We start from the raw sequence: 22,675 nt of genomic DNA, 5'->3' as shown, positions 1-22,675 counted from the left end.
TGGTGCTCGTGCGGTGGATGCAGTGATGCGCTCATTACACGTTCGTGTGTCGACGCCTCAGTCGATCCGTGTGGATCCTTCGCCCGCGATCGGGAACAGCGGGCGATCGCAGTCTGTGAGTCACCTACGATGCAACCTGCGACCACGAGGCCGATGCAACCTGCGACCACGAGGCGTGAATCCCCACACGACGGGGGCGGGACGCGGTCTGCATTCGGACACGTCCGCTGAACCAGGGGGAAATCGGATGACCACCGCACCGACAGCGACACGCGCCGAACGGCTGCGATGGGGCGCTGCGTCCGCGGTGGTGGTGCTGATCGGCATGTTCTCGATCTTCGCCGTCGACAATCGCTACTTCTACCTCGACGACACCGCGTCCGGCGCGGTCGGTAACTGGCTGGCTCTCGGCCGACTGCTGCGCGAGGGCCAGTTCCTTCCGCTGGTGACCACGCAGTGGATGGGCGGAAATTACCCCGTCGAGGGCCAGGGCGGACTCTGGAACCCCGTCCAGATGATCGTCAACCTCCTGGCCCCTTCGTTCGACGACCTCGCCCTCTACTCCGCACTGGTCAAGATCTTCTTCGCGGTGATCCTCGCCCTCGGCGTCTACCGAGTCGCCCTCGAGTACGGCGCGCGCCCGGCGTGGGCCGCTGTGGCCGGAGCCGCCGTCCCGTTCAGCGGCTTCACACTCTTCTTCGACCAGCCGTCGTGGGTGACCTCGCTCATCGGCATGGCCTGGGTCATGCAGGCCTGGGCGAGTGCCGAGCGCTACGTCCGCGGACGCAGCGGACCGATCCCCGTGTTCGCCTTCCTCTACCTCGCGATCAGCGTCGGATACGTCCACGCCGCCATGATGGCCGGGGTCACCGCAGGTGCGGTGATGATCGGGCACTACATCCGCACCCGCGGCCTCGGTCCCGTTCTGCGGTTGGCCGCGGCGGCGACGGCCGCCGCCATGTGCGGCGCCATCACCTTCCTCCCCGGTGCACTGACCTCCGGCGTCACGTGGCGAACCGGGGTCGGTGTCCGCAACGACAACTCACTGGTGGCGCCCTGGTCGGAGACTCTGAGTGCGAGCCTGCCGAGCGCGATCACCAGCATGCAGTCCTTCGGTGAGGAGACGACGCCCGCCCCGGTCACCTACATCGCGTGGTTCGTGATCCCGATGCTCGCGTTCGTCCGGTGGCGCCGCGTCGCGGACTCGATGCGCGAGTACGCCGCACCGGCGATCCTGCTGGTGACACTCCTGCTGTTCACCGCCGGACCCAGCGACATCGGCCCGCTTCGCTGGCCGGCACGCCTGCTGCCGTTCGTCGCCTGCGTCCTGCTGGTCGCCGTCGTGGTTCTGATCAGCCGGTTCGGCACTCTTCGACAGATCCGCGGACGCATCACCGCCGCCGTGATCCTGATCGTGATCCTGCTGATCCGCGCGATGTCCTCCGGCCCCTTCCTCGCGGGCCGCCACCTGTTGTCGGTGCTGTTCGTGGTGGTCGCCGGCGCACTCGTGCTGCTCCTCGTACGCACGCGCGGGGCGACATCCGCAGCCGCCCTGCTCATGGTCAGTGTCATCCCCGTCGCGCTCTACCAGGTGACCAGCTACGACACCGTGTTCCAGGGTCCCCTGCTCCCGGGGTGGCAGTTGCCGAGATATCAGAGCGAAGCACGCGAACAGTTCCCCGATCGGCCGGGAACCACTCTGCAACTCGGCGATCGCGAGGCGAGCCTGCAGAACACCGACGGGCCGACCGAGCGCTGGGAGGCGCAGACGTACGGCAACTACGCCAAGATTCTGGATCTGGACTACGTCAACGTGTACACCCCGGTCGGCCACCGAGCATTCGGTGACCTGGTGTGCGCCGTGTTCGACGGCAGCACCTGCCGCGCCGCCTACGACAAGGTCTTCGCGATCGAGCCGACCACCGGCCGCACCTACGTCGATCTGATGCTCGTCGATCGCGTCGTGCTGCAGATCGCTCGGTATCCCGCCTGGCAGCAATTACCCGTGGCCGCCGGTTGGGAGTGGGTCGACGTACCGGAACCGCAAGCCGACCAGATCGTCGTGCTCGAGCGCATCGACGGCCCGATCTCCGCAGCGCCGGGCACCGTGTCCGCCGTCGTGGACGCCACTGCCGAGTCGGTGAGCGTGTCCGAGGTGAACGAGACCGTGCGAGTGAGCTCCGAGACGGGCGGCAGCGTCGTGTTCGCCCGCCTCGCCTGGCCCGGCTACACCGCCGCGCTCGACGGCGACGCCGTGCCCACCGCCGAACTCGACGACATCTTCCTGACCGTCGATGTTCCGCCGGGTACCGCCGACGCCGAACTCGAGATCGTGTTCCGGCCCCCCGGTTTCGTCCCCGGCCTCGTCGCGATGGGCGGAGGGCTGATCGCGTTGGCTCTGCTGACAGGCCTCGACATCCGGGATCGTCGCAGACGGGGAGACGATTCCGAGCCGGGTGTCGACGCCACGACCGCGCGGGGAGCGTCGACGGACCTATAGGGTCGAGCATCGTGACAGACGCGATGACACCGCACCGGATCTCGGTGGTCGTCCCCGTCTATCAGGGGGAACGCACGCTGGGACCGCTGATCGACGAGCTCGAGAGCCTGACCCGAGCGTTCGTGACGCCCGGACGCCGGCCCGCGATCGTCGAGGAAGTGCTGCTGGTCTTCGACCACGGACCGGATCGGTCGGATCGCACCATTCGCGAACTCGTCGACGCATTTCCGTTCGTCCGCGGCATCTGGCTCAGCCGCAACTTCGGCCAGCACCCGGCCACCCTCGCCGGGATGGCGTCGAGCGGTGGCGAGTGGATCGTCACGATGGACGAGGACGGGCAGCACGATCCCGCGGCCATCGGCGGACTGCTGGACACCGCGCTCGACGAGCAGGCGACGGTGGTCTACGCCCGCGGCGCCAACGCCGCACCCCACGGCGCGTGGCGCAACGTCACCAGCAAGGGCGCCAAGTGGCTCATCGCCAAGGCTCTCTCGGGTGAGAACACGGTGCAGTACAGCAGCTTTCGCATGGTCGTCGGGGAAGTGGGCAGATCGGTGGCGGCCTACGCCGGCTCCGAGGCCTACCTCGACGTGGCGCTGGGCTGGATCGCGGGCCACGTCACCACGAGCCCGGTGACCCTGCGCGAGGAACAGGGCCGACGCTCCGGGTACAGCCTGCGCACCCTCCTGTCGCACTTCTGGCGGATGGTGCTCTCGAGCGGAACCAAGGGGCTGCGCCTGGTGAGCGTGCTCGGGATGGTCTTCGCCGTGCTCGGTCTCGTTCTGGTGCTGTATCTCCTCGTCGTCTACGCGTTCTTCGATCCCACCACCACGGTCCGCGGGTGGGCATCGACCATGGTGGTGTTGCTCTTCGGCTTCGGGGCCTCGCTGTTCTCGCTCGGCGTGGTCGCGGAGTACGTCGGCGTCAACGTCAAGACCGCCATGGGCAAACCGCCGTATCTCATCGTCGGCGACCCCGCGTCCGGTCCCCTCGGCCGCGCCGATCGGCTGCCCGACGACACCCGCCCGGCCGGGCCGCCCGAGTGACCACCTCCTGGGTCGTCGGAAGCGGCGGGTTGCTGGGCCGCGCGGTGACCTCGGAACTGAGTCGACGTGGCCGCACGGTGGTCACCACCGCGGTGCCCTGGCTCGACGAGTCGGCGGCGCGTGCCGCGATCGAGGAACAGATCGCGGCACTGCCCCGCACGGGCGGAGTCGAGGTGGTGTGGTGCGCGGGCGCCGGGGTCAACGGCACGCCGCAGGAATTCTTCGATCGCGAGAACTCGCTGCTCACGCACGCGCTGACCGCCCTCGAACGCCGCGCCGATCGCGACACGCCGTTCACCGTCTTCCACGCGTCGTCCGCGGGTGGGGTCTACGCGGGCACTCCCGACGCACCCCACGACGAGGACAGTGCGGTCGCGCCCCTGGGCGAGTACGGCGCGGCGAAGCTGCGCGCGGAGGACATCGCCGTCGACTTCGGCCACCGGACCGACTCGTCCGTCGTCGTCGGGAGGTTCGCAAATCTCTACGGTCCTGGACAGAACCTGTCGAAACCGCAGGGCCTGATCTCGCACCTGTGTCGCGGGTACCTGCTGGCGACACCCGTGTCGATCTACGTTCCGGTGGACACCCTGCGCGATTACCTCTACGTCACCGACGCCGCCGAGATGGTCGCCGACAGCCTCGACCTGGCCGCGCGCACCCGACCGGACCCCGTGACCAAGATCTACGCATCCGGCAACGCCGTGACCATCGGGGCGATCCTCGGGGCCTGCCGCTCGGTGTTCCGAAGGCGACCCCTGGTGGTGCAGGCGGCGTCACCACTGTCCGCGCTGCAGGGCCGCGACCTGCGGCTCCGCTCGATCGTGTGGCCGGAGATCGACCGCCGCCCCCACCGAACCCTGCCCGCCGGCATCTCGTCCACCCTGGAATCGACCCGACGGGCCCTGCTTGCCGGCCACCGGTAGCGGCGGCGCACCTTTGTGCCGGACCGCACCGGGCTGGAACACTGCTCGGGTGCAGGACGAGGACGCGCAGAACCCGGACACACCCGACGATCGGGCCGTTCTCGATGCCCGTCCTCGCGGTCCGCTGCTGCGCCTGATCGGTAACCAGGGCGTCGCGTTCGTCCTCGTCGGCGGCTTCAACACCCTGCTCGGCACGGTGTGGTTCATCGGCTGGCAGCTGGCCATCGGCGAGCAGTGGGGCTACCACGCCGCCATCGTGCTCGGCTACCTGTGCAACGTGGTCACCGCGTTCGTCACCAACCGCTATCTGGTGTTCCGGGTGCGCGGACACGTCTTCCGCGACCTCTGGCGATTCGCCGTCGTCAACTCCGGGGCCTTCGCCGTCAACCTCGTGCTCATGACGACCGCCGTGTCCGGACTGGGCTTCTCCCCGATCCCCGCGCAGTTGGTCATCACCGTCTTCCTCGCGGGCCTGAGCTTCTTCGGATATCGGGATTTCTCGTTCCGTCGCAGTTCCGCGCCCGCCTCCCCCAAGCCCGATGCCTCCCCCACCGTGAAAGGTCAGTGAATGGCTCCCCGCGTGTCCGTCGTGGTCCCCGCCTACAACAACGCCGACTACGTCGCGGAAACGCTCGACTCCATCCTCGGCCAGACCTACGAGGACCTCGAACTGATCGTCGCCGACCACTCCTCCACCGACGGCACGATGGCGGTCCTGCATCGGTACGAGTCCGATCCGCGGGTGACGGTGCTGACCACGGACGCCGGCGGAGGGGCGAAACGAAACTGGGACCGCGTCAGCAAGGCTGCGACCGGCGAGCTGATCAAGCTGGTGTGTGGAGACGACACCATCACGCCCAGGTGCCTCGAGGAGCAGGTGCGGGCGTTCGACGAGCACCCCACGGCGGTCCTGGTGGCCTCCCAACGCACGCTCGTGGACGCGTCGGGTGCGGTGTTGGTCGGTCGTCGCGGACTGGGCGGACTGGCGGGACCGGTGCCGGGCGCCACCGCGGCCCGCACGGCCGTTCTCGCCGGCTCCAACATCTTCGGCGAGCCCGCGTGCGTGACGATGCGCCGCGACGCTCTCGAGTCCGTCGGATGGTGGGACGACACGCATCCCTACCTCATCGACCAGGCGACCTTCACCGCGGTGGCCCTGACGGGTGACGTCGTCGCCATTCCCCGCTCGCTCGCGACGTTCCGGATCAACGCGGGACAGTGGAGCGTGCGGCTCGCTCGTCAGCAGGCGAGCCAGGCCGCCGGCTTTCACCGCAGACTTCAGGACGAGCACCCGGATGTGTTGTCGCAGAACGATGTACGCCTCGGAAACCTGCGGGCTCTCGGAACGTCGTTCCTGCGGCGAGCGGCCTATCTGGTACTGCGACGACGGATGCGCTGACCGTCAGAGCGTGCGTTCGCCGGCGCCGGCGTACTTGGTTTCGGTGGCCTCTTTCTGTGGGGCCCACCAGGTTTCGTTGTCGCGGTACCAGGCGACGGTGGCGGCCAGGCCGGCGCGGAAGTCCTGGTATCGGGGGGTCCAGCCGAGTTCGGTGCGCAGGCGGGTGGCGTCGATGGCGTAGCGCAGGTCGTGGCCGGGGCGGTCGGTGACGAAGTCGAAGTCGCCGGTGTCCTTGCCGCAGACGTCGAGGATGGTCTCGACGACGGTGCGGTTGTTCGCTTCGCCGTCGGCGCCGATGAGGTAGGTCTGGCCGAGTTCGCCGCGTTCGATGATGGTCCAGACGGCGCTGTTGTGATCGTCGACGTGGATCCAGTCGCGGACGTTGGCGCCGGCGCCGTAGAGCTTGGGGCGGATTCCGGTGAGCACGTTGGTGATCTGGCGGGGAATGAACTTCTCCACGTGCTGGTAGGGGCCGTAGTTGTTGGAGCAGTTGGAGATCGTGGCGCGGACGCCGAACGAGCGGGCCCAGGCGCGCACCAGCAGGTCGGACGAGGCCTTGGTCGAGGAGTAGGGGCTCGACGGGTTGTAGGGGGTGTTCTCGGTGAAGCGGTCCGGTGAGTCGAGGTCGAGGTCGCCGTAGACCTCGTCGGTGGAGATGTGGTGGTAGCGCACGTCGTGCTCGCGGACCGCCTGGAGCAGGGTGGTGGTGCCGATGACGTTGGTGTGCACGAACGGCCACGGGTTCGCCAGCGAGTTGTCGTTGTGCGATTCGGCGGCGAAGTGCACCACGAGGTCGGTCTCGCGCACGAGGCGGTCGACGAGGTCGGCGTCGGCGACGTCGCCGTGGACGAAGTCGATGCGGTCGGCGACGGAGTCGAGGGAGGCGCGGTTGCCGGCGTAGGTCAACGCGTCGAGCACGGTGATCCGGACGTCGGGGCGTTCGGCGACGGTCGTCAGGACGAAGTTGGCGCCGATGAAGCCGGCGCCACCGGTCACGAGCATTCTCATGGCTGAAGACATTACGTGGGCACGCGAAGCGCGGCGTGGTCTGAAAGACTTCCCCCTCATGCGGGGAATCATTCTGGCCGGGGGCACGGGATCGCGGCTTCATCCGATCACCCAGGGCGTGAGCAAGCAGTTGGTGCCGGTCTACGACAAGCCGATGATCTACTACCCGCTCTCGACGCTGATCCTCGCCGACATCCGCGACATCCTGATCATCACCACCGCGCAGGACGAGGCGCAGTTCCGGCGGTTGCTCGGTGACGGTTCCCAGTTCGGGATCTCGCTGACCTACCGGGTCCAGCACGAGCCCAACGGGCTCGCGCAGGCCTTCGTCCTCGGCGCCGAGCACGTGGGGACCGATTCGGTCGCGTTGGTGCTGGGCGACAACATCTTCTACGGCCCCGGCCTGGGCTCGCAGCTCTCGCGGTTCGGCGGACTCGACGGCGGTGCGGTGTTCGCCTACGAGGTCTCCGACCCCACCGCGTACGGGGTGATCGAGTTCGACGACGCCGGCACCGCGATCTCGTTGGAGGAAAAGCCCGAGCGCCCCCGGTCGAACTACGCGGTGCCGGGGTTGTACTTCTACGACAACGACGTCCTCGCGATCGCCCGTGACCTCGCCCCGTCCGCGCGGGGGGAGTACGAGATCACCGACGTCAACCGCCACTACCTCGACGCCGGCCGCCTCCGGGTCGAGGTCCTCCCCCGTGGCACGGCCTGGCTCGACACCGGCACCTTCGAGTCCCTGCTCGACGCCTCGAACTACGTGCGCACCATCGAACAACGCCAAGGCCTCAAGATCGGCGCCCCCGAGGAAGTGGCGTGGCGACGCGGGTTCATCACCGACGAGCAGCTGCGCGCCCGAGCGCAGACCCTCCTCAAATCCGGGTACGGGGCGTACCTGATCGATCTGCTCGAAAGGGGCCGAAAGGCGTGAGCTTCCGAGAGTTGTCCATCCCCGGCGCGTGGGAGTTCACCCCCAGAAAATTCGGGGACGACCGCGGCGTGTTCTTCGAATGGTTCAAGGCCTCGGCCTTCGAGGCCGCCGTGGGGCGGCCACTGGACCTGCTCCAGGCCAACTGCTCCGTCTCCGCCGCCGGGGTGCTGCGCGGCATCCACTACACCGTGAACCCGCCCGGGCAGGCGAAGTACGTCACCGCCACCACCGGAGCGTTCCTCGACGTCATCGTCGATCTGCGCGCCGACTCCCCCACCTACGGGCAGTGGGACTCGGTACTTCTCGACGACGTCGACCGACGCGCGGTGTTCCTCTCCGAAGGACTCGGCCACGCCATCCTCTCCCTCGAGGACAACTCCACGGTGATGTACCTGTGCAGCCTCGAGTACTCCCCGGACCTCGACCGCGACCTGCACCCACTCGACCCCGACCTCGGCATCGACTGGCCCACCCACGGCCGCGACGGCACCCCAATGACCTACCGACTCTCCGACAAGGACGCCGCCGCGCCCTCGTTCGCCTCCCTGACCGAGCGGCGCGTCAGCGGATCTTGAAGATCACTCCTCGCTGGACGACGAAGTTGATCACCGTCGCCGTGCCCTGCGCGATCACGAAGGCCGCGGCGCTGTAGATCAGCGTCTCGGGCCAGATGCCACCGAACACGGTGTAGAGCACGTTCTGGATTCCGAAGGTCACGAGGTAGAGCACTACGACGGCGACGAAGCGCTTGCGGTTCGGGGCCGCCGCGAAGGTCCAGCGGCGGTTGATCAGGTAGGCCACGGTGGTCCCGGCGAAGAATCCGACGGCCTTCGCCAGCGACAGCTGCACGCCGAGCCCGTATTGCAGGGCGATGGTGATGGAGAAGTCGACGATCGCCGACAGCACCCCGGTGGCCAGGAACCGCAGAATCTGGGTCTTCAGATCCAGGGCGTCGTCGGCGATGTTCTCGGTGAGGGGCAGCTCGACCGGAAGCGGGACGTGCGGTTCCTGTTCTGACACGCGTGCGAGCGTACTGCCGCACCCGTTCGGGTGAACCGGCGACCGCGCTCGTGCCTGTAACCTGTGGGGCGATGTCCACCACCGAATTGACCACGACGGCGCGCACCCTCAGCGGGTGGGCGCGCACCGCGCCCACCACCGCGCAGGTGCTCACGACCTCGGACCCGGAGCTGATCGCCACGGCCGTCCGCGAGGTCGCGGAGCGCAACGATTCCAAGCCGAGCCACCTGCGACGCGGGGTCATTCCGCGTGGTCTGGGCCGGTCCTACGGAGACAACGCCCAGAACGCGGGCGGTCTCGTCGTCGACATGACGGCACTGAACCGGATCCACAGCGTCGACTCGGCGACACACCTCGTCGACGTCGACGGCGGGGTCAGCCTCGATCAGCTCATGCGCGCGGCCCTGCCGTTCGGCCTGTGGGTTCCCGTCCTCCCGGGAACGCGGCAGGTGACCATCGGCGGCGCCATCGGGTGCGACATCCACGGTAAGAACCATCACAGCGCCGGGAGCTTCGGCAACCACGTGCGCTCGATGGATCTGCTGACGGCCGACGGCACCATCCGCCACATCACGCCCGACGGCGCCGATTCGGCCCTGTTCTGGGCGACGGTCGGCGGCAACGGCCTGACCGGCATCATCCTGCGCGCGACCATCGCGATGACCCCGACGGAGACGGCGTACTTCGTCGCCGACGGTGACGTGACGGCCGATCTCGACGAGACCATCGCGATCCACAGCGACGGCAGCGAGAACCGCTACGACTACTCGAGTGCCTGGTTCGACGCGATCTCGGGGCCGCCGAAGTTGGGCCGCGCGGCCCTCTCCCGCGGATCGCTGGCGACCCTCGACCAACTGCCGGCGAAGCTGCAGAAGGACCCGCTGCGGTTCGACGCGAAGCCGCTGCTGACGTTCCCGGACGTGTTCCCCAACGGTCTGGCGAACAAGTTCACGTTCGGACCGATCGGCGAGCTCTGGTACCGCAAGTCCGGGACGTACCGCAACAAGGTCCAGAACTTGACGCAGTTCTACCATCCGCTGGACATGTTCGGGGAGTGGAACCGCGCGTACGGCCCGGCCGGATTCCTGCAGTACCAGTTCGTGGTGCCGCCGCAGGCCGTCGAGGAGTTCAAGAAGATCATCCACGACATCCAGCGCTCGGGGCACTACTCGTTCCTCAACGTGTTCAAGCTGTTCGGCGCCGGAAACGATGCGCCCCTGAGCTTTCCGATCGCGGGCTGGAACGTGTGCGTCGACTTCCCCATCAAGGCGGGACTGAACGAGCTGGTCTCCGAGCTGGACAAGCGCGTCCTCGAGTTCGGCGGCCGTCTCTACACCGCCAAGGACTCCCGCACGTCCGCCGAGACGTTCCATTCCATGTACCCGCGGATCGACGAATGGATCCAGGTTCGCCGATCCGTCGACCCCACAGGCGTTTTCGCCTCCGATATGGCCAGAAGGTTGGAACTGCTGTGACGATAGACGCCGTCGGCAACCCCCAGACGATCCTCGTACTGGGCGGCACCAGCGAGATCGGTCTGGCCATCACCGCCGAGTACCTGTCGAAGGCCCCCGCCCGCGTGATCCTCGCTGCGCTGCCGAACGATCCGAACCGCGACTCCGCCGTCGCTCAGGTGACCGCGGCCGGTGCACGCGAGGTCGAGGTCATCGACTTCGATGCTCTGGACACCGCATCGCATTCGGCCGTGATCGACCGCGCGTGGGCCGGCGGGGACGTCGACGTCGCGATCGTCGCGTTCGCCGTCGACTTCGATCCCGAGTTGCTCTGGCAGGACCAGGGCAAGGCCGTGCTCACGGCCAACATCAACTACACCGCGTCCGTCTCCGTCGGCGTGCTGCTCGGACAGAAGATGAAGGCGCAGGCCTCGGGCCGCATCATCGTCATGTCGTCCGTGGCGGGCGAGCGGGTTCGGCGATCGAACTTCGTGTACGGCTCGACCAAGGCCGGGCTCGACGGCTTCTACCTGGGTCTCGGAGAGGCGTTGCGCGAGTTCGGTCCTCGGGTCACCGTGATCCGTCCCGGCATGGTGCGGACCAAGTTCAGCTCGCACGTCAAGGAAGCGCCGCTCACGGTGAACAAGGAGGACGTGGCCAAGCTGGCCGTCGCGTCCTCGCAGAAGGGCAAGGATCTGGTGTGGGCACCCGGCCCGTTCCGGTTCGTGATGATGGCACTGCGACACGTGCCGCGGCCGATCTTCCGCAAACTCCCCATCTGATCGGGCGGGCGTGGCGATGACGGCACCGGCCCGGCGAGCGCTCGGTACGGCCGCCGAGGCCGTCCTCGGTGGTCTCGTCGCCGCCGTGGTCGCGGCGGTCGGCCTCTACGCGTTCTCGTTGGTGCAGTGGCCGGCGTTCAACTCCTCCAACGTTCTTCGGGCGGTCACCACCGTCGGGCAGGTACTCGCTCTCGCGGTGATCGCGGTCTCGGTGGTGCTGATCCGACGAGGCCGCCGCCCCGTGGTCTCTCGCGTGCTCTCCTGGATCGGCCTGTCCGGGTTCGTCACCGTCACACTCGGAATGCCCCTCGCCGCGACGCGGCTGTATCTGTTCGGCATCTCCGTGGACCAGGAGTTCCGCACCGAGTACCTGACCCGCCTGACGGATTCACCCGCACTCGCGGACATGACCTACGCCGACCTCCCGCCGTACTACCCGGCCGGGTGGTTCTGGGTGGGCGGCCGCGTCGCCGACGTCCTGGGACTCGACGGGTGGGAGGCCTACAAGCCGTACGCCATCGCCTCGCTCGCCGTCGCCGTGGTCGTCTCGCTCGTGCTGTGGCGCAGCTTGGTTCGCGCCGACCTCGCCGTACTGGTCTCGCTCGCGGTCGCCGCGCTGGCCGCGGCGTACGCCTCCCCCGAGGCCTACGGCGCGGTGATCGCGGTGCTGATTCCGCCGGTGCTGATCCTGGCGTGGGGTGCGCTGCACCGCCCCGGCCCCACCGAGCGCGGTGCGGGATGGGGCGCCGTCGTCGGCACCGGACTCTTCCTGGGTGCGGCGGCCACCGTGTACACGCTCTACCTCGGGGTGGCCGCGTTCACCGTGACACTCATGGCCCTGATCGCCGCCGGGCTTCGATACCGCGAATCTCGTTCGCCGCGCGCCCTGCTCGATCCCGCGCTGCGCCTCGTGGTCATCGCCGCGATCTCCGGCGCCCTCGCCCTGACCGTGTGGGCGCCGTACCTGCTGGCCGCGGCATCCGGACGCACCTCGGAGAGCGGCACCGCTCTGCACTACCTGCCCGACGCGGGCGCCGAACTCCCCTTCCCCATGCTGCAGGCGTCGTTGCTCGGCGCGCTGTGTCTGATCGGCCTGGGCTGGATCGTGGTGCGCATCAAGGACTCTCGCCGGGCACAGGCCCTGGGCATCGGCATCGTCGCGGTGTACCTGTGGTCGATCCTGTCCATGGTGGCCACCGTGGCCGGCACCACCCTGCTGGGGTTCCGACTCGAACCGGTCCTGGTCCTCGTCCTCGGCGCGGCCGGTGTCTTCGGGTTCGTCGACGGCGCGCGGGCGGCCTACCTGGTGGCGAGCGAATCACCCCGTGTCCGGGCTCTGGGCGTCGCGATCGGGGTGGCCGGGGCCGTCGCGTTCGCGCAGGACATCCCGCACGTCCTGCAGAACGAGATCACCGTTGCCTACACGGACACCGACGGCGACGGCGTGCGCGCCGATCAGCGGCCGCCCAGCGCGGTCTCCCACTACGCCGACGTCGACGCCGCCCTCACCGATGCCCGCCCGGGACCGCGATCGGACACCGTCGTCCTGACCTCGGACACCACCTTCCAGGCCTACTACCCGTACCTCGGATTCCAGGGCCTGACCTCGCACTACGCGAATCCGTTGGCGGAGTTCGACGCTCGCGCCGACGCGATCGAGTCCTGGAGCGAGCTCGGCGGTCCCGACGAACTGCTCGCGGCGCTCGACTCCTCCGAATGGCGCGCCCCGGACGCGTTTCTCTTCCGACGCGGGGCGGACGGCTACACCCTGCGCCTGGCCGAGGACGTGTATCCGAACGATCCGAACGTGCGCCGCTACACCCTGTCGTTCCCGGAATCTCTGTTCGACGATCCCGCCTTCACCACCACCGACATCGGGCCTTTCGTCCTGATCACCCGGGCATGACGACGACCGTCCCGGCATCGGCGACCGAGACCCGCTCCACCCACCGCCGCACGGATGCGGTGATCGGCGCCGTGTACACGCTGTTCGCATTCCTGCTGCTGCAGAATCAGTGGCGCGACATCGACGGCACCTACCTCCGGGTGAGCGGTCAGGACCAGGCCATGTGGGAGTGGTTCTTCAGCGTCACCGCCCGCGCGGTCACCACACTGTCGAACCCGTTCTTCAGCGACCTGCAGAACGCACCCGACGGCGTGAACATGATGGCCAACACGTCGATGCTCGGGTGGTCGGTGCCGCTGATCCCCCTGACGCTGCTCGTCGGGCCGACGGCGACGTTCGCGCTCGCGCTGACGGCCGGGCTCGCGTTCACGGCGTTCGGTTGGTACTACCTGTTCTCCCGCACCGTGGCTCCCTCCCCGGCCGCCGCGGCCCTCGGCGGACTCGTCGCCGGGTTCGCGCCCGGCATGGTCTCGCACGCCAACGCACACCCCAACTTCACCTTCCTCGGGGTGTTGCCCTTCCTCTTCCTTCTCACCGTGCGCATCGGAGAGCGAACCCGGGTGCGGCGCAACGCCGTCCTCCTCGGCGTGCTCGCCGCGTGGCAGGTGCTGCTCGGGGCGGAGCCGCTGCTGCTCTTCGCGCTCGGTGTCGCCGTGTTCGCCGTGTTCCATCTGATCCTTCGTCCGCGCGCCACCGGCGCCCTGCTCGGACGTCTCGCACTGCCGATGCTCGGAGCGGGCGCCCTCAGTCTGCTCCTGGTGTCGGTGCCGCTGTGGTGGCAGTTCCAGGGACCCCAGAGCTACCGGCACCTCGAACACGGTGTGCCGGGCAACGATCTTCTGACGCTGATCTCGTACCCGCCCCAGTCGGTGTGGGGACCCTTCTTTCCCGGCGAGGACCTCGCCCTCAACCCGACGGAACACAACGCCTACTTCGGGCTCGGTCTGGTGTTGATCGCCCTCGTCGCGGCGATCGCGCTGCGGCACCGACCCGTGGCCGTCGCCGCCGCGCTCACCGCCGTCGTCTTCGCCGCGATGTCCCTCGGACCCGAGGTCACGCTCCGCGGCGAACCCACCGGCATCACCGGCGTCGGAGTGATCCTGGACGAACTGCCGCTGCTGCAGTCGGTGCTCGACACTCGATACACCCTGGTCTCCCTGCCTTTGATGGCCATGCTCGTGGCGATGGCGACCGACCGGGTGATCGCCGCGCGACGCGTCGGGCTCGGTGGGGTGTGGGCCGTGGCGGTCGCCGTCGCTCTCGTCCCGCTGATCCCCGCCCCGCTCCCGACGGCCGCGGACCCGGTGACTCCCTCGTTCTTCACCACCGGGGCGTGGCGGGACCACGTCGACGACGGTTCCGTCGTCACGTTCCCCCTGCCCGGAACGGGCAACGCCGATGCGCTGCGCTGGCAGGTGCAGACCGACCTGCAGTTCCGCATCGCGGGCGGGTACTTCGTGGGCCCCAGCGGTGTCGACGACGGCCGCGGCCGGTACGGCGCCGTTCCTCGTCCCACCGCCGACATCGTGCGGACCGTCGCGAACACCGGAATCGTTCCGACCCTGTCGGACGAGCAGCGCGCCGAGGCGGACGACGACCTGCGGTTCTGGGGTGCCGACGTGGTGCTCGTCCCGCCGGGGAACAACCAGGACCAGGTCCTTCGGACCACGGTCGACCTGCTCGAGACCTCGCCGATCGAGATCGACGGCACCTACGTCTTCGACGTCCGTGATCGCTGACGCGCGGCCCGCCGACGGCGAGGATTCTCGGTACGTCGGAACCGTCGCCTAGCATCGGAGCCGTGCCGACGACCGACCGAACGACGCCCGATCCCCCGGCACCCGACTCGCGGGCACAGGCCCCCGCGGCAAGCTCGTTCCGCACGGCGCGTCTCGTCGCCGTCGTCACCGGCCTGCTCGGCACACTCCTCGCGGTACTCACTCCTTTCCTCCCGGTCGCGCAGACGTCCGCGTCGCTCTCGTGGCCGCAGAACGGCGAGCTCACCAGTGTCGAAGCGCCGCTGGTCTCCTACCACCCGCTCGACGTCACCGCCACCATTCCCTGCACCGTCCTCGCCGACGCGCAGCCCGGAACCGTCGTGCTCTCCACCGTCTCCCCGCAGTCACCCGATGCGCAGCGCATCGGGCTGGTCGTGGGGAAGGACGACTCCGGCGAGGTCACCCTGGTCCTGCGGGATCAGGTGCTGCTCACCGTTCCCGCCGACATGCAGACCACGTGCGACGCCGTCGTCGTCACCTCCACCCCCGAGCGCACGACGGCCGAGGTCGTCGGCACGGACCTGGTGGGCACGGTCGAGGGCGACGTACGCCCGCAGTCCGTGGGCGTGTTCTCCGAGCTCACCGGCGCGGCGCCGGCCGGTCTGAGCGTCGACGTCGACGTCGATTCGCGCTTCTCCTCCACCCCGACGCTGCTCAAGCGGCTCGCGATCATCGTCGGGGCGCTGCTCGCGGCCGTGTCCCTGGTCGCGCTGCACCGGCTCGACAACACAGACGGACGCCGCGCCCGCCGCTTCTTCCCCGCGTCGTGGCGCCGAGTCACGGGTATCGACGCCGTGGTGGTGGGCGTGCTGCTGCTCTGGCACGTCATCGGGGCCAACACCTCCGACGACGGTTATCTGCTGAGCATGGCCCGTGCGTCCGAGATCTCGGGCTACATGGCCAACTACTACCGCTGGTTCGGTGTCCCCGAAGCGCCCTTCGGCATGCCGTACTACGACATGCTCGCCGCATTCGCCACCGTGTCGACCGCGAGCCCGTGGATGCGCGTACCCGCACTGGTCGCCGGAATCCTGTGCTGGCTCGTGATCAGCCGCGAGGTCATCCCGCGCCTCGGCCGCGCGGTGCGGGACGAGCCCGTCGCGATCTGGACCGCCGGACTCGTCTTCCTCGCCTTCTGGCTGCCGTACAACAACGGACTGCGCCCCGAGCCGGTCATCGCCCTGGGCGCGCTGCTCACCTGGTGCTCGATGGAACGGGCGATCGCCACCGGCCGCCTGCTTCCCGCGGCCGTCGCCGTCTTCATCGCCTCGTTCGCTCTCGCCGCCGGACCCACCGGACTCATCTGTATCGCCGCCCTGGTCGCGGGGGCGCGGCCGGTCCTGCAGATCCTGGTCGCGCGCGCGAAGGTCGTGGGCCTGGCCGGCGTCGTCGCACCCCTCCTGGCGTCGGGCACGGCGGTGTTGTTCGCGGTCTTCGCGGATCAGACGGTCGCCACGGTGCTCGAGGCCATCCGGGTGCGCTCCGCGGTCGGACCCAACGTGCCGTGGTTCGAGGAGTCGTTGCGCTGGGAGGCACTCCTCAACATCTCGCCCGACGGATCCCTGGCCCGCCGCTTCGCCGTCTTCGCGATGCTCCTGTGCCTCGTGACCTGCATCGCGGTGATGCTGCGCCGCGGTGGCCGCATCCCCGGGACCTCGCTCGGACCGTCCCGGCGCATCCTGGGCATCGTCGCCGGTGCGCTGCTGCTGATGATGTTCACCCCCACCAAGTGGACCCACCACTTCGGTGTCTACGCCGGACTCGCGGGATCGCTGGCGGCCCTGGGGGCGATCGCGGTGATGTCGGCGACCGCACGATCGCCGCGCAACCGCACCCTGTTCACCGCGGCCGTGCTGTTCCTGACCGCGCTCGCGTTCACCGGGTCCAACGGCTGGTGGTACGTCTCGAGCTACGGCGTCCCGTGGTTCGACAAGCCGCCGTCCATCGCGGGTCGCGGATTCTCGACCGTGCTGCTCGCCCTGACGCTGGTGGCCCTGCTGTACGCCGCGTGGCAGCACTTCCGGGCGCCCTACATCGGGACACCCCGTACCCGCACCCGTCGATTCAGCGGATCCGCCCTCACCGTGATGGCCGGGCTGATCGTCCTGTTCGAACTCGCGTCGCTGCTCAAGGGCGCGGTCTCCCAGTTCCCCGCGTACTCCGTCGGACGCGCGTCCCTGAACTCGCTCACCGGAGAGACCTGTGGATTGGCACGAGATGTGCTCGTCGAATCCGACCCCAATGCCGCGGCCCTGCAACCGCTGAATCCGGAACCGGGCGTCGATCCGCTGGCGGGCACCGACACCGTCGGGTTCACGCCCGACGGTGTGGCGGGCGACCTCACGGCCGACCGCGAGGACACCGCCACCACCGGCGGAGCCAACACCGTGGACCCCTCCGACACCGGCGACCAGTCCGCGACAAGCAACACCGCGGGCACCGGTGGCGGAACCCGCGCCGCCGAGGGCGTCAACGGCTCGACCGTCGCGCTCCCCTTCGGACTCGATCCGGCAACCACCCCCGTCCTCGGCAGCTTCGGGGCCGGACAGGCGTCGCTCACGTCGGGTTGGTACTCCCTGCCCGGCACCGTTGACGGCGACTTCCTGGCGATCACGGCCGCCGGCCGCATCGAATCCGTCGACTCGGACGGCATCGTGACCCCCGGTCAGGTGCTCGAGGTCGAGTACGCGACGGTGGCCGCCGACGGCACCGAGCAGATCCTGGGGCGCGTCACGCCGATCGACATCGGTCCGCAGCCGTCGTGGCGCAACCTGCGCGTTCCGCTCGCGGACATCCCCGACGAGGCCGACGCCGTCCGCGTGGTCGCCACCGACGACGATCTCGCGCCCGATCAGTGGCTCGCGGTCACCCCGCCGCGCATTCCGCAGACCACCGTGTTGAACGACGTGGTGGGCTCGACCGCACCGGTTCTTCTCGACTGGTCCGTGGGCCTGGCGTTCCCGTGCCAGCGTCCGTTCGACCACCGCTACGGCGTCGCCGAGATTCCGGAATGGCGCATCCTCCCCGACCGCACGGGCGCCGAGTCCACCAACGCGTGGCAGGACGACATCGGCGGCGGGCCGCTCGGCTGGACCGGTACGGTGCTGCGCGCCGACACCGTGCCGACGTACCTGTCCGGCGATCTCCGTCGGGACTGGGGCTCCCTCGAGCGGTACACGCGCCTCGATCCGGACGCCGTCACGGCCGAGCTCGACGTCGAGACCATCGACCGCTCGGGACTGTGGACACCGGGTCCGATGAAATACCGGTAGAAAGCCCGAAAACACCGGCGAATGCAGGGAGCGTGTCCTGATCGCTTACGATCGGTAGCCGTGCCCGCCGCCCCCACCTCGTCGACGACCGAGCCCACAACCGCCCGCGCGGTCGGTTCCGACGACGCACGGCAGCAGTACCGAACGCCCCGAATGTTGGCGATCGTCACCGGTGTTCTCGGCGCACTCTTCGCCCTCCTGACCCCGTTCCTCCCGGTGGCCCAGGACGACACCTCCGTGCAGTGGCCGCAGGGCGACACGGTGGCCGGCGTCGACATCCCCCTGATGTCGCAGGTGCCCGTCTCCCTGTCGATCTCCATCCCGTGCGAGGCCGTCGCCGAACTCCCCGCCGCCGGCGGCCTGCTCCTGGCCACGGCCCCGACGCAGGGCGAGGGCGCGGGCCTGAACGCTCTGTTCGTCCGCGTCTCGTCCGACACCGTCGACGTGCTCGACCGGAACGTCGTCGTGGCCAGCGCTCCGCGGTCGGAACTGCAGTCCACCGCCTGCCGCACCATCACCGTCGAATCCGACATCGACCGCACCTACGCCGCGTTCGACGGACTCACCGACGCACAGGGCACCCCCCGCGAGGGCGAGCTGGGCGGCGACCTCCGGCCGCAGGTCGTCGGCCTGTACACCGACCTCGAGGGCAGCGTCGCCGACTTCCCCGGCCTGTCCGTGACCGTCGACGTCGACTCCCGCTTCTCGTCGAGTCCCACGCTGCTCAAGCTCATGGTGATGATCGGCGCCGTCCTGGCCACCGTCATCTCGCTCGCCGCGCTGGCCCGACTCGACGGCGTCGACGGCCGTCGTCACCGCCGCTTCTTCCCCTCGGGGTGGTGGAAGCTGTCGGGTATCGACGCCACCGTCGTCACCGTCCTCGTCGGGTGGCACTTCTTCGGCGCCAACACCGCGGACGACGGCTATCTCCTCACCATGGCCCGCGTATCCGAGAACTCCGGCTACATGGCCAACTACTTCCGGTGGTTCGGCGTCCCCGAGGCTCCGTTCGGCTGGTACTACGACGTGCTCGCCGCCTTCGCGAAGATCTCCACCGCGAGTCCGTGGATGCGTCTGCCCGCACTGATCGCCGGCATCCTCTGCTGGCTGGTCATCAGCCGCGAGGTCGTCCCCCGACTCGGCCGAGCGGTGCGCAACAACTCGGTGGCGCTGTGGACCGGCGGCCTGGTGTTCCTCGCCTTCTGGCTTCCCTACAACAACGGCCTGCGCCCGGAGCCCGTCGTCGCCCTCGGCGCCCTGCTCACCTGGTGCTCGGTCGAACGCGCCATCGCGACCGGCCGGCTGCTTCCCGCCGCTGCGGCCGCACTGATCGGCGCCTTCACCCTCGCCGCCGCCCCCACCGGTCTGATGTGTGTCGCGGCGATCCTCACGGGTATCCGGCCGCTGACCCGCATCGTGGTCAAGCGGCACCGATGGGTCGGCACACCGGCACTCCTGGCCCCCATCGCCTCCGCGGGGCTCCTGGTTCTCATCGTGGTCTTCGCGGACCAGACCTTTGCGACCGTCCAGGAATCCACCCGCGTTCGCACGCTCATCGGTCCGAACCTGCCCTGGTACAACGACTTCCTGCGGTACTACTACCTCTTCGTGCAGACCGTCGACGGGTCCGTGGCCCGCCGCTTCGCGTTCCTGACGATGCTGCTGTGCCTGTTCACGACTCTCTTCGTCCTGTTGCGCCGCAAGCGGATTCCGGGAGTCCCGTCGGGTCCGGCGTGGCGTCTGCTCGGCGTCGTCCTCGGCACGATCTTCTTCATGATGTTCAACCCGACCAAGTGGACACACCACTTCGGCGTCTACGCGGGTATCGCCGGGTCGCTCGCCGCCCTCACCGCGGTCGCGGTCTCGGCCAGCGCCCTGCGATCGCGGCGCAACCGGACGGTGTTCACCGCGGGGCTCATCTTCGTTCTCGCGCTGTCCTTCTCGGGCATCAACGGCTACTGGTACGTCTCGAGCTACGGCGTCCCGTGGTTCGACAAGACCGTCTCCCTGAACGGATTCGAGTCCAACAGCCTTCTGTTGGCGCTGTTCTTCCTCGCGCTGGCTCTGGCCGGGTGGCAGTACCTGCGTGAGGGATTCGCGCCGCCGCAACCGCGGGCCGGCTCCGAACGCGGACGTCGTATTCGCAAGTTCGCGGCCGCGCCGCTCACCGTCGTCGCCGGGATGATGGTGCTGTTCGCCGTGCTCTCCCTCCTCAAGGGTGCGATCTCGCAGTACCCGGCGTACTCGCTCGCGCGATCGAACGTGCAATCGTTGGCGGGAAACAGTTGTGGGCTGGCCCGGGACGTGCTCGTCGAGTCGAACCCCAACGCGGGGATCCTGTCCGCGCTACCGGGGCCGGTGGATCCCGAGCTCGGGCCGCTCGGCGGCGAGGACTCGACCGGATTCGACCCCAACGGCGTGCCCACCGACCTGAGCGCGGATGCGGTGGAAGTTCGCCCCGGACAGGGCAACACCGACCAGCAGGGTGTCGGCGCGGCGTTCGAGGAAGGCCAGGCGTCGGGAACCGGCGGCGGCGTCGGCGAAGCGGGAGTCAACGGCTCCACCGCCGCCCTGCCCTACGGTCTCGACCCGGCCACCACCCCGGTCCTCGGCTCGTACCAGCCGGGCGCCCAGACGCCGGCCGCCGCCACCTCGAGCTGGTACGGGCTGCCCGAGCGCAGCGAATCCGCACCGCTGATCGTGGTCACCGCCGCCGGCCGCATCTGGTCCGAGGACCCGACGACGGGAACGTCCACCTACGGTCAGTCGCTGCTCGTCGAGTACGGCGTGCGGCAGCCCGACGGAAACATCGACGCTCTCGGTACGTACCTGCCCAAGGACATCGGACCGGCTCCCTCGTGGCGCAATCTGCGGGTACCGCTCGACGAGCTGCCCGACGAGGTGGACGCCGTTCGGATCGTCGCCAACGACCCCAACCTCACCGGCGATCAGTGGCTCGCCTTCACCCCGCCGCGCGTGCCGGTCGTGACGCCCCTGCAGGAGGAAATCGGCACCGAGCAGCCCGTGCTGCTGGACTGGGCCGTCGGGCTGCAGTTCCCCTGCCAGCGGCCGTTCGACCACCGAGGCGGCATCGCCGAGGTGCCGAACTTCCGCATCCTCCCGGACCGCGGACTCGCCGTGTCCTCCACCGACACCTGGCAGGCCGCAGAGAACGGCGGCCCCCTGGGCTTCACCGAGATGCTGTCGGCCGCGGTCACCGTCCCCACGTATCTGAACAACGACTGGGGACGGGATTGGGGATCCCTCGAACGCTACGACCGGTACAACCCGGACGCGACGGCAGCGGAGGTCGACACCACCGTGGAGACGCGGGGTGGGCTGTGGTCGCCGGGGACTTTGCGGGTGTACTGACCTCTACCCGGCCCGAGTGAGGGTGCCGTTCGGTCCGTCACACGCGGTCGGGGCGCCCCTGACTCCCGGTCAACAGCCCGCCCACCGGAGTGAGGGTGCCGTTCGGTCCGTCACACGCGATCGGGGTGCCCCTGACTCGGATCGGCGCGCTGATCAACAGGTGTGAACGTCTTCGGCGGTTATCCACAGACCGGTTCTCGCAGAGCATTCGGGCAGTTCGCGCGTGCAATCGTGGGCCCATGAAACGGGGGAAGTGGAGTGAGATCGCCGACGCAGTGCGCACGGCGTCGCCGCACGGGGTGATCCGAACGTCGACGCTCGAGAAACTCGGTGTGTCGGCGTCGGGGATCGTGCGGCGGTGTCTACCGGACGGACCGTGGCAGCGAACGTTGCCGGGAGTGATCGTTCTGCACAACGGCGACGTCAGTGAACACCAACGTGTTGTCGCGGCGCTCATGTACGCCGGTACGGACGCGATCCTCACCGGCACGTCGGCGTTGGCGGTGCTGGGATACCGCTCGTCGTCGAACCCGGTCCACGTCCTCGTACCGCACCATGTCCGCCGCAAATCCGTGGAGTTCACGGAAATCGAGCGCAGTCGACGCCTCCCCGAACCCACCCATCATCGCGGTATCGCCGTCGCCCCGATCACGCGCGCCACGGTCGACGCGGTCCGGCGGTGCCGCACCGAAGAACAGTGCCTGGACATCCTCGCCAAGTCGATCCAGCGCGGAGCCACGTCCGTCGACGAATTGGCCATCGAACTCGCGCAGTGCACCACCCGTGGTACGGCGCTACCGCGTCGGCAATTGCAGAAGTTGGGATCCGGTGCGCACTCGATCGCCGAGGTCGGAGCTCACAAGCTCTACGCAACCACGACCTTGCCGACCATGATGGCCAACTGCGACATCGTCGACGCGTCGGGCCAGTTCATCGCCCGCCCCGATGTGTGGATCGACGAGGTGGCCCTCGCGTGGGAGATCGATTCGTTGGCCCACCATTCCACGATCGCCGACCACGAGCGAACCCTGTTGCGCCGCACTCGGATGCAGGCTCACGGAATCATCGTGATCTCGCACCTGCCTCGCACGGTGCGCGACTCCCCCGACCTGGTGAGGTCGGAGCTCGCTGCGGCGTACGCGGCCGCTGTCGCGAGACCACGGCCCCCCGTGCGCGTCAGACCGCACCCCGGTTCGGAGTCAGGGGCACCCTGACCTCCCGAGACGGACCCAACGGCGCCCTCACTCCGGTGGGGGCGCTACCGAATCGGAGTCAGGGGCA

16 protein-coding genes are annotated in these 22,675 nt (G+C 68.9%); 14 read left to right on the top strand and 2 right to left on the bottom strand.

The features are described from left to right. Positions 1-247: 247 nt before the first annotated feature. From ACY466_RS00640 to ACY466_RS00620, 5 genes are read left to right on the top strand one after another with little or no spacing between them, the layout of a single operon-like run. Positions 248-2,500 (top strand): hypothetical protein, encoded by a 2,253-nt coding sequence (locus ACY466_RS00640; protein ID WP_463248924.1) that lies wholly within the window; start codon positions 248-250, stop codon positions 2,498-2,500. Between the two features lie 38 nt (positions 2,501-2,538). Then, on the top strand, positions 2,539-3,546 hold the full coding sequence (locus ACY466_RS00635; RefSeq protein WP_463252399.1) for a glycosyltransferase: 1,008 nt from the start codon (positions 2,539-2,541) through the stop codon (positions 3,544-3,546). After that, on the top strand, positions 3,543-4,469 hold the full coding sequence (locus ACY466_RS00630) for an NAD-dependent epimerase/dehydratase family protein (RefSeq protein ID WP_463248922.1): 927 nt from the start codon (positions 3,543-3,545) through the stop codon (positions 4,467-4,469). The genes ACY466_RS00635 and ACY466_RS00630 overlap by 4 nt, the downstream gene beginning before the upstream one ends. A gap of 49 nt (positions 4,470-4,518) precedes the next feature. Then, positions 4,519-5,037, top strand: coding sequence for a GtrA family protein (locus tag ACY466_RS00625; protein ID WP_463248920.1), 519 nt, complete (start codon positions 4,519-4,521; stop codon positions 5,035-5,037). After that, positions 5,038-5,868, top strand: coding sequence for a glycosyltransferase family 2 protein (locus tag ACY466_RS00620; protein ID WP_463248918.1), 831 nt, complete (start codon positions 5,038-5,040; stop codon positions 5,866-5,868). 3 nt (positions 5,869-5,871) lie between these two features. On the opposite strand, the gene rfbB is transcribed toward ACY466_RS00620, so the two are convergent. Further along, entirely contained in the window at positions 5,872-6,876 is a 1,005-nt protein-coding gene (gene rfbB / locus ACY466_RS00615) for a dTDP-glucose 4,6-dehydratase (protein WP_463248915.1), read from the bottom strand. Between the two features lie 58 nt (positions 6,877-6,934). Here rfbB and rfbA point away from each other — a divergent pair, with 58 nt between their 5' ends. Both rfbA and ACY466_RS00605 read left to right on the top strand, forming a co-directional pair. After that, complete coding sequence (gene rfbA / locus ACY466_RS00610; RefSeq protein ID WP_463252398.1) at positions 6,935-7,810, top strand: glucose-1-phosphate thymidylyltransferase RfbA; 876 nt, start codon at positions 6,935-6,937, stop codon at positions 7,808-7,810. Then, positions 7,807-8,385 (top strand): dTDP-4-dehydrorhamnose 3,5-epimerase family protein, encoded by a 579-nt coding sequence (locus tag ACY466_RS00605; protein WP_463248913.1) that lies wholly within the window; start codon positions 7,807-7,809, stop codon positions 8,383-8,385. Before rfbA ends, ACY466_RS00605 begins: the two co-directional genes overlap by 4 nt. Here ACY466_RS00605 and ACY466_RS00600 read toward each other — a convergent pair. Beyond that, positions 8,372-8,830 carry a GtrA family protein gene (locus ACY466_RS00600; RefSeq protein WP_463248910.1) on the bottom strand — a complete coding sequence of 153 codons (459 nt, stop codon included), beginning with the start codon at positions 8,828-8,830 and terminating at the stop codon, positions 8,372-8,374. The genes ACY466_RS00605 and ACY466_RS00600 overlap by 14 nt on opposite strands. A gap of 71 nt (positions 8,831-8,901) precedes the next feature. On the opposite strand from ACY466_RS00600, the gene ACY466_RS00595 reads away from it, so the two are divergent. From ACY466_RS00595 to ACY466_RS00565, 7 genes are all read left to right on the top strand, one after another. Next, positions 8,902-10,305, top strand: coding sequence for an FAD-binding protein (locus tag ACY466_RS00595; RefSeq protein WP_463248908.1), 1,404 nt, complete (start codon positions 8,902-8,904; stop codon positions 10,303-10,305). Beyond that, positions 10,302-11,066, top strand: coding sequence for a decaprenylphospho-beta-D-erythro-pentofuranosid-2-ulose 2-reductase (locus tag ACY466_RS00590; RefSeq protein ID WP_463248906.1), 765 nt, complete (start codon positions 10,302-10,304; stop codon positions 11,064-11,066). The genes ACY466_RS00595 and ACY466_RS00590 overlap by 4 nt, the downstream gene beginning before the upstream one ends. 16 nt (positions 11,067-11,082) lie before the next feature. Further along, on the top strand, positions 11,083-12,972 hold the full coding sequence (locus ACY466_RS00585; RefSeq protein ID WP_463248903.1) for a galactan 5-O-arabinofuranosyltransferase: 1,890 nt from the start codon (positions 11,083-11,085) through the stop codon (positions 12,970-12,972). Continuing rightward, on the top strand, positions 12,969-14,711 hold the full coding sequence (locus ACY466_RS00580) for a glycosyl transferase (RefSeq protein WP_463248900.1): 1,743 nt from the start codon (positions 12,969-12,971) through the stop codon (positions 14,709-14,711). Before ACY466_RS00585 ends, ACY466_RS00580 begins: the two co-directional genes overlap by 4 nt. 62 nt (positions 14,712-14,773) lie before the next feature. Then, positions 14,774-18,022 carry an arabinosyltransferase domain-containing protein gene (locus tag ACY466_RS00575; RefSeq protein ID WP_463248898.1) on the top strand — a complete coding sequence of 1,083 codons (3,249 nt, stop codon included), beginning with the start codon at positions 14,774-14,776 and terminating at the stop codon, positions 18,020-18,022. Positions 18,023-18,043: 21 nt separating this feature from the next. After that, entirely contained in the window at positions 18,044-21,394 is a 3,351-nt protein-coding gene (locus tag ACY466_RS00570) for an arabinosyltransferase domain-containing protein (RefSeq protein WP_463248896.1), read from the top strand. Positions 21,395-21,633: 239 nt separating this feature from the next. Further along, positions 21,634-22,608: a hypothetical protein gene (locus ACY466_RS00565; protein ID WP_463248894.1), complete on the top strand. Its 975-nt coding sequence runs from the start codon at positions 21,634-21,636 to the stop codon at positions 22,606-22,608. Positions 22,609-22,675: the final 67 nt, after the last annotated feature.

Source organism: Rhodococcus sp. K11/5 (assembly GCF_055193735.1).
Note: the sequence above shows the minus strand (reverse complement) of the source record. Positions and strands in the feature narration are given on the sequence as shown.

Bases quoted from the DNA above. Each gene is read 5' to 3' on its own strand.
- ACY466_RS00640 (WP_463248924.1), top strand. From the start codon at position 248: ATGACCACCGCACCGACAGCGACACGCGCCGAACGGCTGCGATGGGGC.
- ACY466_RS00620 (WP_463248918.1), top strand. From the start codon at position 5,038: ATGGCTCCCCGCGTGTCCGTCGTGGTCCCCGCCTACAACAACGCCGAC.
- rfbB (WP_463248915.1), bottom strand. From the start codon at position 6,876: ATGAGAATGCTCGTGACCGGTGGCGCCGGCTTCATCGGCGCCAACTTC.
- rfbA (WP_463252398.1), top strand. From the start codon at position 6,935: ATGCGGGGAATCATTCTGGCCGGGGGCACGGGATCGCGGCTTCATCCG.
- ACY466_RS00595 (WP_463248908.1), top strand. From the start codon at position 8,902: ATGTCCACCACCGAATTGACCACGACGGCGCGCACCCTCAGCGGGTGG.
- ACY466_RS00585 (WP_463248903.1), top strand. From the start codon at position 11,083: ATGACGGCACCGGCCCGGCGAGCGCTCGGTACGGCCGCCGAGGCCGTC.
- ACY466_RS00580 (WP_463248900.1), top strand. From the start codon at position 12,969: ATGACGACGACCGTCCCGGCATCGGCGACCGAGACCCGCTCCACCCAC.
- ACY466_RS00570 (WP_463248896.1), top strand. From the start codon at position 18,044: ATGCAGGGAGCGTGTCCTGATCGCTTACGATCGGTAGCCGTGCCCGCC.
- ACY466_RS00565 (WP_463248894.1), top strand. From the start codon at position 21,634: ATGAAACGGGGGAAGTGGAGTGAGATCGCCGACGCAGTGCGCACGGCG.